A 13,475-nucleotide genomic window follows, 5' to 3' on the forward strand; every position below is an offset into this window, starting at 1 on the left:
TCGATACGGTCTGAGTATAGGTGACAAACCTACGAGCGATGCCTGCGGTCCACCAAGGGTAGATTTGGGTCGTCTTCTGCGGGTCATGGTCAAAAAGCGTGCTGGTCAAATCCGGTCCAGAACACTGGCCAGATCGAATGCAAACAATTGGACATGCCTGAGTAATTACTCACCCAGCCCTAGCCACCGGCAAGATGAACTAGGATTCCCGCACCATCACTCAAGGACGATAGCTATGTTAGATAACCCAGAAGCCAGCATCGCCACAGCGGACGTGCTGACCCTGTTGCTGCACAACCAGTACGCATTGGCCGCTGGACTCGAAGAACTGGCCTTGTGGGTCAAAGCCAATGGCTCAAACGGGACCTACGAAAACGCTATCGCAGTGTTTGAAACCCTCGATACGAATGCATCCGCCATCGCCGCTGGAATTATGAAGCTGAGGCAATAGGCGTTATCAAAGCTAGACCTGATGGCAACCATGACCCGCTTAGATCAACAGATGCGGGTACAGCGGATTCGGGAAGATCTGGAGAACAAGCGTGCAGCTGATCCTGATTGGAAGCCAGCTGGCAAAGGGCGTAACCAGGCGAAGTAGGGCAAGGTAGCGGGCTTGCTTAAGCGGAATGGCAACTTCGTGGAAGAAATCGCCAAGATTGCCGACGTGGGTATTGCAACCGTGTACCGCATCAGGAGGGAACTGACTCTGTAAGCCCCATCAGCATGACATCAGCCGCCTACGGGCGGTTTTTCGTACCCGTGATATTCTGAATTTGTAGCCGCTGACGCCGAGGTGGCCCGGGAATGGCTCTTAACCTCGACCCAGCCTATGCGGGGAATCCGACGATCCATTCTCCGCCCTGATATTCGGCCATGGATTTACGAGCAGTGTTAGATCCAGGGCAGGTGTATATTTTGAAAAGTATGGGTGTCAGCAGATTTCTATGAGTGGCTTACGACCGACAGAGAACGGCTAATAACGGACGCTTCCAAGCCGCGACTGAACAACACGAAAACCATCATAGGCTCCACCGCGTACCCCTTTACGACCGCTCTCTGACTTTCCGTGAACATCACGCCGGGTCTACTGATACCCTTATCAGGAGGCTTCGCCCTGACTCTCTCCAGATCGAACACGATTATCGTACAATCCTGACAGTGAGCCCGCATACCTCAGCGTGAACTACTCATCATGGATGCGAAGCGGTCTTTGATGAACGCATTCAGGCATCGAAAGCGCGTTTCAATAGGAGAAACCATGGCCCATGAAGAAACCGAGGCGCAGCCCGATGGCACGGCTGGAAGTCATCCGCACCAAAGCGTGATTGATGAATTGAAAGCCGCAGGTGTTCGCATCACGGGCTCTGAAAATTCCCACAAGCTCTTGTACAAACTATGCAAGCTCAAGGGTTTGCAAATGAATGGCTCTGCGACCACAGCCGCGAAGAATGGTGGATTAAAACGAAACAAGGTCATCACCCAGGCACGGGAACTGCTTCGCGAGTACATGACCACGGGTCTCATCGTTCTGCCTGAACACATCAAGGCCAAGGGCTCCAATAACAAATACAAGCATGATGGAGAGGCCGAGGCGAACCGGAATTTCAATGGCCATGGATGGAAAGCACCCAACCCGCCATTGCCAAAGCGCGCCATTCCAGCAATAACCCTTGGCGGCATCCAGTCTGGCCAGAAACAAGTCCGTAAGGCCATCAGCAATGCCAGTAAAATGGTTGTCATTGAGGCTTACGCTAAGGAACACAAATGCACAATTGCACAGGCGATGGTCGCTCTGATGTGATTGAGTGTGCCTGCACTACGCATCCAGCCGCATAGCACATGGAGCCCAGGCAGACCACAGCCCCTTTATTGGGGCAAAGCCCATAGGGGACGCCCATTTTCGCGTCCGCGAAATCAGACAGAAACCAAAGGAGTACACAGTGGACCTTTTTGAAGAAGACAAGCGTTTGACTCTCAAACCGGTGAGGGCATTCAGCGACTTGCTGCTGAAAGCCTTCGCCAATGGGTCATGTACTTGCATCCGCTGCAGCGAAACCAACGGCAGCCAGGAGGGCTACGAGTACTTGCATACTTTTGAGATCGATGGAGTCGTGCTCAACCGCCGCTTTGCTATTTCTTCATATTCTGACGTGCGTGGCGCTCTGTCCAAGGCTTGGCAGGCGTACTTCAAAACTGAATTACCTGAAGACGGACCGGCCGATATGGAGGCCATTTCAGTCCTGGTGCAAGGAGAGGCTTCCCGCCGTTTGCGGCCCATGCTCTACGCGGCTGATGTGGTAAGGGATATCGAAGACGTTCCACACTTTTCTGCAGGAATGTTTTGACGGGTGCCTAACTAATAACTGGAAAGAACCAGCCATGCAGATCGAGCGCCCAAACATGCGTCACCAAAATGGCTTGCTGGCTGAACAGCGCCGAGAGTGTGCGAACAACGTTCCTTTGCCCTGCATTGCAAAACGGACATGGACCCCTCGCCGGGTGGTCGAGCTGAACGCAGGCCTAGCAAGTCTGCACGACAGTCACAGCGTTATCAGACGACCGGGCAATTACCGATCGCTTTGGGTCGTCCTCTGCGGGTCATTACCAGGAGCCGTGTTGGTCAAATCCGGTCCAAAGGACTGGTCAGGTCGAACGCAAACAATTGGGCCGGCTTGAGCAATTACCCACCCAGCCTCAGCCAGCGGCAAGATGAGCTAGGATTCCCGCACCATCACTCAAGGACGATAGCCATGTCAGATAACTCAGAAGCCAACATCGTCATAGCGGACGCACTGACTTTGCTCCTGCACAACCAGCACGCCACAGGTGCTGCCATAGAGGAGATCACCAAGTGGCTCTCTGAGAATGGAGTAAAGAGTGTTGCCGCTAACGCAACGGCGGCAATGGAAACGCTGGACACGAATGCTCAAGGCATCACAGACGCCATTATGCGACTACGGCGTTCATAGCCCCGATTTAGCGCGGGAAAAAGGCTAGACGATACGGACCAGCCACCAGCGAACGGCGAAGATAATTTACCACGGGTGCAGCACCGTAGCCTGAGCTACCGTTTGACCTGCTTTCTAGCCCCTTCTACCATCCTAGGAAATGTCGGGCGAGTTGATTTTTCGGTACCATCCCCTCATGATCTGACCTCTCAGATACGCGGCATTCTTTCCAAGCAAGGACAGCAAATATGCAAACTGTAAGGCAAATTGGGCGGGGCGGCTTTGGCAATGTCGACCTAGTGACAGATCCAAACGGAGTGCAGTTTGCTAGGAAAACATTTAGCATCAATCAAGGGGGAGATTTCCCTCCTGAACTCGCTGAAAATGTCAAACGTCGCTTCATCAGAGAAGCGCAGGTACAAGCTGCACTGAGTCACAAAAACATAATGCCCGTTATTGATTCAAGTCTCGGAAGCAGTCCTCCTTCTTTTATAATGCCCTTGGCGGAAGCATCTCTCGATAAGGACATTCAGATCGACCGCCAATTGGGAGGGCGGGCCATAGAAGCAGTGATGGACATTCTAGCGGGGCTAGAGGAGCTCCACTCGCTTGATATAAAGCACCGAGATTTAAAGCCCCAGAATGTTTTACGGCTTCGCTCAACAGACGGGGACAGATACGTAATAAGTGATTTTGGTCTGATTTCCGTAAAGGATACGCAGTTGTCCGTACTAACTCAAACGGGCATGCGGATGGGGTCGGACTACTATACAGCTCCTGAAGTTACAACCGATTTAAAGCTGGCATCTTTCAGATCGGATATATATTCCGTCGGCTGTATACTTCACGATCTATTTGGGACCGATGACCGTATTCCTTGTTTCGAAATTTCCGAATCTGGACCTTATTCTGAAATAATGCGTTGCTGTACAAGACGAGAGCCATCGCGCCGATTTGGATCTGTTTCGGATCTCCGAGAAGCAATTTTGTCACTTGGTCAGATTCATATCACTGCCTCCGAACCCCAAGTGGCCGACTTTATAACGGTGCTTATGGGCACGGCGGCCATGCCAGCAGCAACTTGGAAGAAAATCGTTGAGAAAGTGGAGGACGGTTACCCATCTACTGATGTGAAATCATTGTTGCAAGTTATTCCTTTGCATAGAATCAGTGAATTGATTACTATGGACTCAGCTCTGGCTGGTCGCCTCGGAACTGTATATGGGGCTTGGGTGAAAGAATCGAGTTTCAACTTCGAAACCTGCGATGGTATCGCCAATCGCCTACAAGAGTTTATGCAGTGCCCCGACTTTTCCTGCCAAGCTGAGATCATGCTTGCGCTTTTAATAATGGGTACTAGCCATAATCGCTGGTACGTTGAGCGTAAGTTTGCGGCTCTATGCAGTTCGTCAATGGATCCTGATCTTGCACGCCGCATTGCACTTGAGATAAGAGTTCTTGGTGTAAAAGCCTGCCAGGCAGTAAAGCATTTGGAAGGCAGTATTGGCATATCCCGCAACACGTTTCACCCTACAGTTCTATCAACGTTAAATCAGGTCTGTTAAGCGTGCAAATATTTGCTTTTAGTGACAAGGGTCCTCGTACCAATAATCAGGACTCATTTTGCGTCGAGACTAAAGGCATCGAGACGATTGCATGTGTAGCAGATGGTGTCGGCGGAAATCAAGGAGGCGAAATTGCCTCCCAGCTAGCAGTAGATTCATTTAAGGAATCTTTTGTCGCTGGGCTGCAATTGACCGCCTGCCTAGAGGCTGCACATCGCAGTATAAATGAACAAGCAGCTCTCGATCCAGCACTTCACGGTATGGCGACGACTTTTACGGCTATACATTGGGATGGGGGCATTTTGAAAGGTGTGCATACGGGTGATTCACGGGCATACCTTCTGAGAGATTTTGGATTAAAACAACTAACTAAAGATCACACTGAAGTTGCAAGGCTGGTCGCCGAAGGGAAAATTTCGAAAGAGGATTCCGTCCATTACCCGAGAAAGAACGTACTCACAAGCGCACTTGGTACGCACAAGAGCTTGTTAATTGATGAATTCAGCTTCGAGGTGGAAGCTGGCGACCGCCTGCTTCTTATTACGGACGGAATTCATGGCGTCGTAACTAAAAAGTGCTTGGTAAGCCTTTCCATTGCACATGCTGACTTTATTGAATTTTGCGAAGAAGTTATAAAGAAGGTTAACTATATCACTGCAACCGACAACTTTACTTTGGTTGGGTTGGAGTTTTGATATTTGTTAGTTCTGTGTATGTAAGGAGTTCATGAGCTCAATAGTACCGGGCAGCAAATGAGAATTTTTTCTGCAGTTTCCCTGGAGTATCGCAGGTCGGCCGCATTAAACATACTGCCATAGCCTCTGCCAATGCTAGGGCTTCCACGCGGATTTTGGCCACCTCCGCTTCGGCTCCAGAGCACTATTATGATGGATTCTGCATCAGATCATGAGACATAATCTTACCATCAAGCTCGATCCACCAATCCTTATCGAATTGCCTCAAGGCTCCGCCCACGAAGACCGCGTCTCTGTTGAACGACTTGATATCTCGTGGACTGTCTTCCGGGTTCCTCGCTAGACACATCACCAAGTAGCACTGCGCTCCTTGCCGAATCCTTTCGATATGGCTGCACCTTTCGTTGTATCCGAAGTTGCTACTATCCCCGCCGTATTTTTCCAAGTGGGTTAATTGGACAAAGCGCGTCCCGTCATGCGTTTCGCACTTGTCTTGCCACACACGTAGGAATACAGCTCCATCAGCCCTCACGGCACCCCAAGATTGCCGCACCATACGGAGTGGAGCCCCCAAAGCGGAAAAAAATTGCGTAATGGACCGTTCGCTCATTGTCTTGCCTCCAGACGAACAGAGCTGATCATTGCGAAGTATGCAGCTCGGGCTTATGGGTGCTGGGGAGTTCGATGCTGGTTCATTAAAACGACAAACCGATGGCCGTAATAGTGAAATCAATCAGTAGCCGTGCGACTCGCGGTACTTCTGGCACTTGTGGTACTCGATCCAGTCGACCACATCGTAAGGAAGGTAAAGCTGCTGCCTGGCGCGGGAGATCGCGATGTACACGGCACAGATCCGCTGATCGAACTCATAGGCATCCTTGAACTTCACATTGGTGAGCAGCTCGCGCGTCAGCAGGACCCGGTCGAACTCCATACCTCCCGCTGTTTCTGCCATCATTAGCGTGCAGCTATTGCCGGGACGGCCAATCAACCGGGTCACGCCAGCAACATTGAAGCCTTTCTCCAGCTTGTCCTCGACCCAGAGAAACGACTCATCGAACTGGTTGGCATCACGCACCTGTTGCCAGTCTGCCATCTCGCTAAAATACGGATGCAGCCCATCAGCGCTGTTCTCGGCACCATAGTATTCTGGTTTGAACAGCGCGATGGCTGAGGTCATGAAATGTTTAAGATCCGACTCCGCCTCTTTGTCCGGGAAACTGAACGGACAGTTGGCATCTTGCAGCTCGATCATCCACTTCATCGTGTCCCAGCGGGACGCAGTCAGCACTACGCAGCCCTCCGGCGGCACGAAACCCTGCGGATAGTGCTCAATACCGACGTCTGCATCACGAGCACCTTCGAAGGGGACCTTGCTCTTCTCCGAGTGCAGGTAGATCAACGGGTTGACCAGACGCTCGACATTGCGGCCTGAGCGAACGGAGTAGCTAATATCGCTTTGCCGTACCCCACGCTTTCTTTTGACCATCTCGCCACTGGCCTGCTGATACTCATCACCTAGGGTAATCAATACCTGGCGCCCCCTCTCTATGATCTGTAGCAGCGATGCGGGAACATCCTGGCTTTCGTCAATGAGGACGTGCGTATAACGAGCAGGCACCACGCAGCCCGCCAGGCTTGCCCGCTTTATCAGCAATAATACTTCGAACCCGGTCCGACTGCCCCATGCCGGGTTTGCCTCAAGGTAAGACCACAGCCGGCTCGAATACTCAAGAAGTACCCTGGCATCCAGGTTGGTTAAGGCTTGCTTGAAATGGGGTAGATGCTTGGCCGCTAAGCTGTGATCCCTGGAGTGGCAATAGCGCTCAAGCACCCTAAGGCAGGCGTCAATTGTCGTCTGTGCATCTTGGCCACGAAAACCGAGGATATTCAGCTCCTGCGAGAGTGCCAGCTTGCTCGGCCCCCCGGCCGGCTTACTCGCGGGCCGAGGCTTGGGACCGTGCAATAGCGCTTTTGCAAAGGTCTCGAAAGTCGTGCCCGTCTTCCTGTCGCGCCCCCCACCCATACGATTGCGAAGAGTCGCCAGTTTTTCAGGCGTGTATGCCAGAACCAACGTCCCTCCGGGTCGCAGACACTCCATCAAGGCACCTATCAGGTGGCTTTTACCTATCCCCGCGTAACCTTGAACATGCAGATCTTCGTCCAGATTGGCGCGAAAGGTTCTGACCAGCTTGTCTTGTGCAGGAGTCAACCAGTGCTCGCGGTGCTTGGGCGTCACCATCTGCTGGCTGAACGGGTTGTTGCTCAAATGGTGGCGAACCTTGTACCCGACATCCCACTTGCCATCGGGTAGCAGGTAATCCCGCGTCGAAACTTCATCGGCTAGAAGAAAACGCAGATTCAAGCTTTTGATGACGTTTAGGCCGAAGTACAACTTCCGTGGATCGAACAGCCGCTGCGCCTCTGACAACAACCCTACAGCCGCTGACTGTCGGGAATCGACGGCCCACGCAATGAGTTTGGACAGAACGATCTCTGCCGCACCTGCATTGAGATCTTTTTCTGCCGCTTGAGCCAGATTCTGGATAACCAACATCGCCGCCAGCTCTGGATCCGTTAGGACGCCAAGCGCTTTTGCACCATCGGCAAGCAACAAGCCCGCACAGGTTTCATCTGTAATGGGCAAGAACACAGGGCTAGATAAATCAAAATGTTCCGGATGCATATAAACTCGCAACTAGGGGAGGACACGCCACGGGGTCAATCCTGGCCATACTCTTCATCAGTTTCGGGATCATCCGCCTCCCATGATGCCAGCTTATCAATGACGCGCGCGACGCCATCTCGGACCGGCAGGATACTGCGGACATCGTTGAACCAACCCAAATCGACCAACCTAGAGCGGACCAGTGGTATAGGCACACCGAGACTGGCACTCAAGTCCGCAAGGACCCTGTGGGCAGTGTCGATGTTGTATTGCTCATGGTCAACATAGATGACCCCATGCCCACGCCACTTGACGTCATAATGCACAAGTAGCGGCGCCAGATGCTCCGCCAGCGTTTCCTTTGCCATCCAGTAAGAAATCTCTTCACCGTTTGAGTCACTCATAGCTATCCTCGTCGTTAACGCGAATCTGTATGCTCGCCATCACGATAGTCACTACGATGGCCGCTACCCCTGCTTTTCATGTCCGCCGGCTCGCTTTGCGAGTCAGTAGCAGTCGGTGCTGACTGTCTGGCCGTAGGCCGTGGAAGTGCAATGTGTTTGCTTAGGTACCAAGTAGGGTTGCGGAGCTGGCTGCTAGTACTGATGGTTTTGTGAATTCAGCATCTGCACAAGACGTTGGCGCTTTTCCTTCTCGGCATTTGCTTGCAGATCTGTAGTGGTCTTGTCCAACTGCACACGACAGTTCACGTAAGCGTCTGAACCCGGCGTAGCACCGTAGGACTGGCACTGTGCATCGTCTTTGGATGCTTGCAGTTCTTTCGCGGCTGCGAGGTTGTTCAAGTTCTCTTGTCTGTTCGCGTAGCCCTTGGTGTCAGGTGGGCAGTCGTCCCGTGCTATTCCCATCGAGCAGTCCAGCGGGTGGTTAGCACATCCAGCCAGCGCCAGCACTGCTACCGCTCCAATCCATACCTTCATGCTGAATTCCTTGCGATTGATCAGGGCATATTACCGGGTGTAGTGGCTGGCTGCCATTACGGTGCACGTTCGCTCTGGAGCGAGGTCTTGCCTTTGGTGTGATCACCAACGCATACCCCATCCGCAACGTCTCCTGTTCACGTTCACGGCTGTACATGTCACTCAGGGTTCACCTAAGCCATTCGTATTCAACCTTCAACGTTGCCAGTTCAGTCGAGCTATGCCCGATGCATAACTATCAGCTTGGCGATGTTCTGGTGGGCCCTACGCAAGTCCCTCCGCGCCTCTAAAAGTCGGTGTCGCGGTGTTACAAATTGCGTACCAACCGCTGTTACAAATCCTTGGCAAAGGCCTGCTGACCTCGGTACGATTCCGCTACCTGATTCCTTGAAGAACAGTCAATCGGCGAACAACATTTTCCGGCTCTCCCCCATCAACAGACCCTGATTCCGTTCTGTGACCGCGCGGATGTAATCCCACAACAAGGTGATCCGCTTGAGCTTGCGCAGGTCCTCGCGGCAGTACATCCAGAATTGTCGGGTGATCGTGATCTCTTGCGGCAACACTGGCAGCAAGCGCGAATCCTGAGCGGCCAGGAAGCACGGCAGAATCGCCAGTGACCGTCCTTGCTGCGCCGCGACGAATTGCGCGATCACACTGGTGCTGCGCAAGTTGGCGCTGGCGCCGGGCAGCACGTTGGCCAGGTACAACAGCTCCGAGCTGAACGCCAGATCGTCGACATAACTGATGAATGAATGTTTACCCAGGTCTGCCGGGCGGCGGATCGGTGGGTGCTGGTCCAGATAGTCCTGGGTCGCATAGAGCTGCAATCGGTAGTCGCAGAGTTTGCAGCAGACGTACGGGCCATGCTCGGGTCGCTCCAGGGCGATCACGATGTCGGCCTCGCGCTTGGACAGGCTGATGAAGTGCGGCAGTGGCAGGATGTCGACCGAGATCGCCGGGTAGGCGTCGACGAAATGGCTCAGTTGCGGGGTGATGAAAAAGCTGCCGAAACCTTCGGTGCAGCCCATGCGCACATGGCCGGATAACGCCACTCCAGATCCTGATACCTGCTCGCAGGCCATGTGCAAGGTGCTTTCTATCGACTCGGCGTAACCGAGCAGCCGTTGACCTTCGGCGGTCAGGACGAACCCGCTGGTTCGGGATTTCTCGAACAGCAAGGTGCCCAGCGCCGCTTCCAGCGAATTGATGCGCCGCGACACGGTGGTGTAGTCCACCGCCAGGCGCTTGGCCGCGGTGCTGGCCTTGCGGGTGCGGGCGACTTCGAGGAAAAACTTGAGGTCATCCCAATTCAGCGAACCTAAGGACGTGATGTTTTTTTGCATGATGGACCGGCTTTTATGTGCGTTCTTATTAGAAGTTTGCACATCTATACTCCAAAAACAGTCCGACAACCAATTCGCGACACACGTCTTATCGCAAGGCGGCTGTTTCGCCTTGGCTCCCTCGATACTTCTCTAGATAACAACAACGTCCAGGAGACCAGCATGAACGCATCGCTCACGCCAAACGACACTACCGTTCAAAAGGTCAAGCTGTTGATCGACGGCGAGTGGGTCGAATCCCAGACCACCGAATGGCACGACATCATCAACCCGGCCACCCAGCAAGTGCTGGCCAAGGTTCCGTTCGCCACCGCGCAGGAAGTGGACGCCGCGATCAGCGCCGCCCAACGCGCCTTCCAGACCTGGAAGCTGACGCCGATCGGCGCGCGGATGCGCATCATGCTCAAGCTCCAGGCGCTGATTCGCGAGCACTCCAAGCGCATCGCCGTGGTGCTCAGCAACGAACAGGGCAAAACCATCGCCGACGCTGAAGGCGACATCTTCCGCGGTCTGGAAGTGGTCGAGCACGCCTGCTCCATCGGCAGCCTGCAAATGGGTGAGTTCGCCGAGAACGTCGCCGGCGGCGTCGATACCTACACCCTGCGTCAGCCGATCGGCGTGTGCGCCGGCATCACCCCGTTCAACTTCCCGGCGATGATTCCGCTGTGGATGTTCCCGATGGCCATCGCCTGCGGCAACACCTTCGTCCTCAAGCCGTCCGAACAGGACCCGATGTCGACCATGCTGCTGGTGGAACTGGCGATCGAAGCCGGCGTGCCGGCGGGCGTGCTCAACGTCGTGCACGGTGGCAAGGACGTGGTGGATGCGCTGTGCACTCACAAGGATATCAAGGCTGTGTCCTTCGTCGGTTCGACGGCCGTCGGTACTCACGTCTATGACCTGGCCGGCAAACACGGCAAGCGCGTGCAATCGATGATGGGCGCGAAGAACCACGCCGTGGTGCTGCCGGATGCCAATCGCGTACAAGCGCTCAATGCATTGGTCGGCGCCGGTTTTGGTGCCGCCGGTCAACGTTGCATGGCCACGTCTGTGGTGGTGTTGGTGGGCGCGGCCAAGCAATGGTTGCCCGACCTGAAAGCGCTGGCGCAGAAACTCACGGTGAATGCCGGCAGCGAGCCGGGCACTGACGTCGGCCCGGTGATTTCCAAAAAAGCCAAGGCGCGGATTCTCGATCTGATCGAAAGCGGCATCAAGGAAGGCGCCAAGCTTGAGCTGGACGGTCGCGACGTTACCGTTCCAGGTTTCGAGAAGGGCAACTTTGTCGGCCCGACCCTGTTCTCCGGTGTGACGCCCGAGATGCAGATCTACACCCAGGAAATCTTCGGCCCGGTGCTGGTGGTGCTGGAAGTCGATACCCTCGATGAGGCCATCGCACTGGTCAATGCCAACCCGTTCGGCAACGGCACGGGGTTGTTCACCCAGAGCGGTGCGGCGGCGCGTAAATTCCAGACCGAAATCGACGTTGGCCAGGTCGGCATCAACATCCCGATTCCTGTGCCGGTGCCGTTCTTCAGCTTCACCGGTTCGCGCGGTTCCAAACTTGGCGACCTCGGCCCGTATGGCAAGCAAGTGGTGCAGTTCTACACTCAGACCAAGACCGTCACCAGTCGCTGGTTCGATGACGACAGCGTCAACGACGGTGTGAACACCACCATCCACTTGCGTTAAGGAGCCGGACATGAAAATCGCTTTTATCGGTCTCGGCAACATGGGTGCGCCGATGGCGCGCAACCTGATCAAGGCTGGCCATTCGTTGCGGTTGGTCGACCTGAACAAAACCGTGCTGGCAGAGCTGGAGCAGTTGGGTGGCAGCATCAGCGCTTCGGCGCGTGAAGCGGCTCAAGACGCCGAACTGGTGATCACCATGCTGCCTGCCGCGGTGCATGTGCGCAGCGTCTGGCTGGGTGAAGACGGCGTGCTGGCGGGTATCGCCACGGGCGTGCCGGCCGTGGATTGCAGCACCATCGATCCGCAGACGGTCCGTGATGTGGCCGCAGCCGCCGCCAAACAAGGCGTGGCCATGGCCGATGCACCGGTCTCCGGCGGCACGGGCGGTGCCGCGGCCGGGACCCTGACCTTCATGGTGGGTGCCAGCCCTGAACTGTTCGCCACCCTGCAACCGGTGCTGGCGCAGATGGGCCGCAACATCGTCCATTGCGGCGAAGTCGGCACCGGGCAAATCGCCAAGATCTGCAACAACCTGCTGCTGGGGATTTCCATGGTCGGCGTCAGCGAAGCCATGGCGCTGGGCGAAGCGCTGGGGATCGACAGCACCGTACTGGCAGGCGTCATCAACAGCTCCACCGGACGTTGCTGGAGTTCGGAGATGTACAACCCGTGGCCGGGCATCGTCGAAACGGCACCGGCCTCGCGCGGCTATACCGGCGGTTTCGGTGCCGAACTGATGCTCAAGGATCTGGGACTGGCCACTGAAGCGGCACGTCAGGCCCACCAACCGGTGGTGCTTGGCGCGGTGGCGCAGCAGTTGTATCAGGCGATGAGTCAGCGTGGGGAAGGGGGCAAGGACTTCTCGGCGATCATCAACAGCTATCGCAAACCCCAGTAAAACCTGTGTAAACCATGTGGGAGCGAGACCGGCTTGCCGGCGAAGGGGCCGAGACAGTCAACATTGATGTTGACTGATCCACCGCTTTCGCGAGCAAGCCGGTCTCGCTCCCACAGGTACAGCGTCCACCTACAGGTATTTACCGGGAGATCACGTCGGGTGATCTCCCGGTTTTTTACATCAGGCAAACACGAAATACTTGCGCACGGTCTCAACCACTTCCCACGTGCCTTTCATCCCCGGCTCGATGACGAAAATATCACCGGCGCGCAGATGGATCGGCTCCTTTCCCTCTGGGGTGATAATGCAGTACCCCTCGCGGAAATCGCAGTATTCCCACTTCACGTATTCCACGTACCACTTGCCCGGCGTGCAGATCCAGGTGCCCATGATCTTGCTGCCGTCTTCGCTGGTGTAGGCATTGAGGTTGACGGTGTGCGGGTCGCCTTCGAGTTTTTCCCATTTGCAGGCGTCGAGCACCGGCAGTGGGTGGGTGTCGCGAAGAACGGTAATGGATGCGATCATGTGGACTCCGGGTCTTGAGCTATAAGAAGTAGCGTTCGAGAGCTGAAGACGCACCCTATAGCGTCGGTTCGCCGGTCAGTTGTCTGGGGTCGACATCGAACTGTCCAGAAACGCGCCATACCCTCAAAGACTGTCCAGCGGGCAATCGATCCGGGCCTGCAGGAGACTGCCTGGGTCTGGCGCAAGTCCGCTTCCAGTGATTG

At 55.0% G+C, this 13,475-nt stretch carries 13 protein-coding genes; 8 read left to right on the forward strand and 5 right to left on the reverse strand.

Translation table 11 applies throughout. The annotated features are described in order from the left end of the window. Nucleotides 1–235 precede the first annotated feature (235 nt). The 6 genes from F8N80_RS26410 to F8N80_RS26440 all read left to right on the forward strand — a co-directional run bounded on the left by F8N80_RS26410 (nucleotide 236) and on the right by F8N80_RS26440 (nucleotide 5,208). Nucleotides 236–451: a hypothetical protein gene (locus F8N80_RS26410; protein WP_150785021.1), complete on the forward strand. Its 216-nt coding sequence runs from the start codon at nucleotides 236–238 to the stop codon at nucleotides 449–451. Nucleotides 452–1,258: 807 nt separating this feature from the next. Next, nucleotides 1,259–1,801, forward strand: coding sequence for a hypothetical protein (locus F8N80_RS26420; RefSeq protein ID WP_150785022.1), 543 nt, complete (start codon nucleotides 1,259–1,261; stop codon nucleotides 1,799–1,801). Nucleotides 1,802–1,940: 139 nt separating this feature from the next. Then, nucleotides 1,941–2,345, forward strand: a complete 405-nt coding sequence (locus F8N80_RS26425; RefSeq protein WP_224790763.1) for a hypothetical protein — start codon at nucleotides 1,941–1,943, stop codon at nucleotides 2,343–2,345. 405 nt (nucleotides 2,346–2,750) lie between these two features. After that, entirely contained in the window at nucleotides 2,751–2,969 is a 219-nt protein-coding gene (locus F8N80_RS26430; protein ID WP_150785023.1) for a hypothetical protein, read from the forward strand. Between the two features lie 227 nt (nucleotides 2,970–3,196). Beyond that, nucleotides 3,197–4,513, forward strand: coding sequence for a serine/threonine-protein kinase (locus tag F8N80_RS26435; protein ID WP_150785024.1), 1,317 nt, complete (start codon nucleotides 3,197–3,199; stop codon nucleotides 4,511–4,513). A 2-nt stretch (nucleotides 4,514–4,515) separates the two neighbouring features. Beyond that, nucleotides 4,516–5,208: a PP2C family protein-serine/threonine phosphatase gene (locus F8N80_RS26440; RefSeq protein WP_191632986.1), complete on the forward strand. Its 693-nt coding sequence runs from the start codon at nucleotides 4,516–4,518 to the stop codon at nucleotides 5,206–5,208. A 733-nt stretch (nucleotides 5,209–5,941) separates the two neighbouring features. On the opposite strand, the gene F8N80_RS26450 is transcribed toward F8N80_RS26440, so the two are convergent. The 4 genes from F8N80_RS26450 to F8N80_RS26465 form a co-directional block, all read right to left on the reverse strand. Then, a complete protein-coding gene (locus tag F8N80_RS26450) occupies nucleotides 5,942–7,894 on the reverse strand; it encodes a hypothetical protein (protein WP_150785027.1) in 1,953 nt (650 codons plus the stop codon). Nucleotides 7,895–7,929: 35 nt separating this feature from the next. Continuing rightward, nucleotides 7,930–8,280, reverse strand: a complete 351-nt coding sequence (locus F8N80_RS26455) for a hypothetical protein (RefSeq protein WP_150785028.1) — start codon at nucleotides 8,278–8,280, stop codon at nucleotides 7,930–7,932. Nucleotides 8,281–8,472: 192 nt separating this feature from the next. After that, nucleotides 8,473–8,814 carry a hypothetical protein gene (locus tag F8N80_RS26460; RefSeq protein ID WP_224790764.1) on the reverse strand — a complete coding sequence of 114 codons (342 nt, stop codon included), beginning with the start codon at nucleotides 8,812–8,814 and terminating at the stop codon, nucleotides 8,473–8,475. A gap of 398 nt (nucleotides 8,815–9,212) precedes the next feature. Further along, nucleotides 9,213–10,160 carry a LysR family transcriptional regulator gene (locus F8N80_RS26465; RefSeq protein ID WP_150748563.1) on the reverse strand — a complete coding sequence of 316 codons (948 nt, stop codon included), beginning with the start codon at nucleotides 10,158–10,160 and terminating at the stop codon, nucleotides 9,213–9,215. 162 nt (nucleotides 10,161–10,322) lie between these two features. Here F8N80_RS26465 and F8N80_RS26470 point away from each other — a divergent pair, with 162 nt between their 5' ends. Further along, entirely contained in the window at nucleotides 10,323–11,849 is a 1,527-nt protein-coding gene (locus F8N80_RS26470; RefSeq protein WP_150748564.1) for a CoA-acylating methylmalonate-semialdehyde dehydrogenase, read from the forward strand. A 10-nt stretch (nucleotides 11,850–11,859) separates the two neighbouring features. Next, nucleotides 11,860–12,747, forward strand: a complete 888-nt coding sequence (mmsB, locus tag F8N80_RS26475; RefSeq protein WP_150785029.1) for a 3-hydroxyisobutyrate dehydrogenase — start codon at nucleotides 11,860–11,862, stop codon at nucleotides 12,745–12,747. 180 nt (nucleotides 12,748–12,927) lie between these two features. Here mmsB and F8N80_RS26480 read toward each other — a convergent pair whose 3' ends face one another. After that, nucleotides 12,928–13,272 carry a cupin domain-containing protein gene (locus F8N80_RS26480; RefSeq protein WP_150785030.1) on the reverse strand — a complete coding sequence of 115 codons (345 nt, stop codon included), beginning with the start codon at nucleotides 13,270–13,272 and terminating at the stop codon, nucleotides 12,928–12,930. Nucleotides 13,273–13,475 lie beyond the last annotated feature (203 nt).

Source organism: Pseudomonas fluorescens (genome assembly GCF_902497995.1).
In the GTDB taxonomy this organism is placed as follows: Bacteria; Pseudomonadota; Gammaproteobacteria; order Pseudomonadales; family Pseudomonadaceae; genus Aquipseudomonas; species Aquipseudomonas fluorescens_BK.

Bases quoted from the DNA above. Each gene is read 5' to 3' on its own strand.
- F8N80_RS26410 (WP_150785021.1), top strand. From the start codon at position 236: ATGTTAGATAACCCAGAAGCCAGCATCGCCACAGCGGACGTGCTGACC.
- F8N80_RS26420 (WP_150785022.1), top strand. From the start codon at position 1,259: ATGGCCCATGAAGAAACCGAGGCGCAGCCCGATGGCACGGCTGGAAGT.
- F8N80_RS26430 (WP_150785023.1), top strand. From the start codon at position 2,751: ATGTCAGATAACTCAGAAGCCAACATCGTCATAGCGGACGCACTGACT.
- F8N80_RS26435 (WP_150785024.1), top strand. From the start codon at position 3,197: ATGCAAACTGTAAGGCAAATTGGGCGGGGCGGCTTTGGCAATGTCGAC.
- F8N80_RS26450 (WP_150785027.1), bottom strand. From the start codon at position 7,894: ATGCATCCGGAACATTTTGATTTATCTAGCCCTGTGTTCTTGCCCATT.
- F8N80_RS26455 (WP_150785028.1), bottom strand. From the start codon at position 8,280: ATGAGTGACTCAAACGGTGAAGAGATTTCTTACTGGATGGCAAAGGAA.
- F8N80_RS26460 (WP_224790764.1), bottom strand. From the start codon at position 8,814: ATGAAGGTATGGATTGGAGCGGTAGCAGTGCTGGCGCTGGCTGGATGT.
- F8N80_RS26465 (WP_150748563.1), bottom strand. From the start codon at position 10,160: ATGCAAAAAAACATCACGTCCTTAGGTTCGCTGAATTGGGATGACCTC.
- F8N80_RS26470 (WP_150748564.1), top strand. From the start codon at position 10,323: ATGAACGCATCGCTCACGCCAAACGACACTACCGTTCAAAAGGTCAAG.
- mmsB (WP_150785029.1), top strand. From the start codon at position 11,860: ATGAAAATCGCTTTTATCGGTCTCGGCAACATGGGTGCGCCGATGGCG.
- F8N80_RS26480 (WP_150785030.1), bottom strand. From the start codon at position 13,272: ATGATCGCATCCATTACCGTTCTTCGCGACACCCACCCACTGCCGGTG.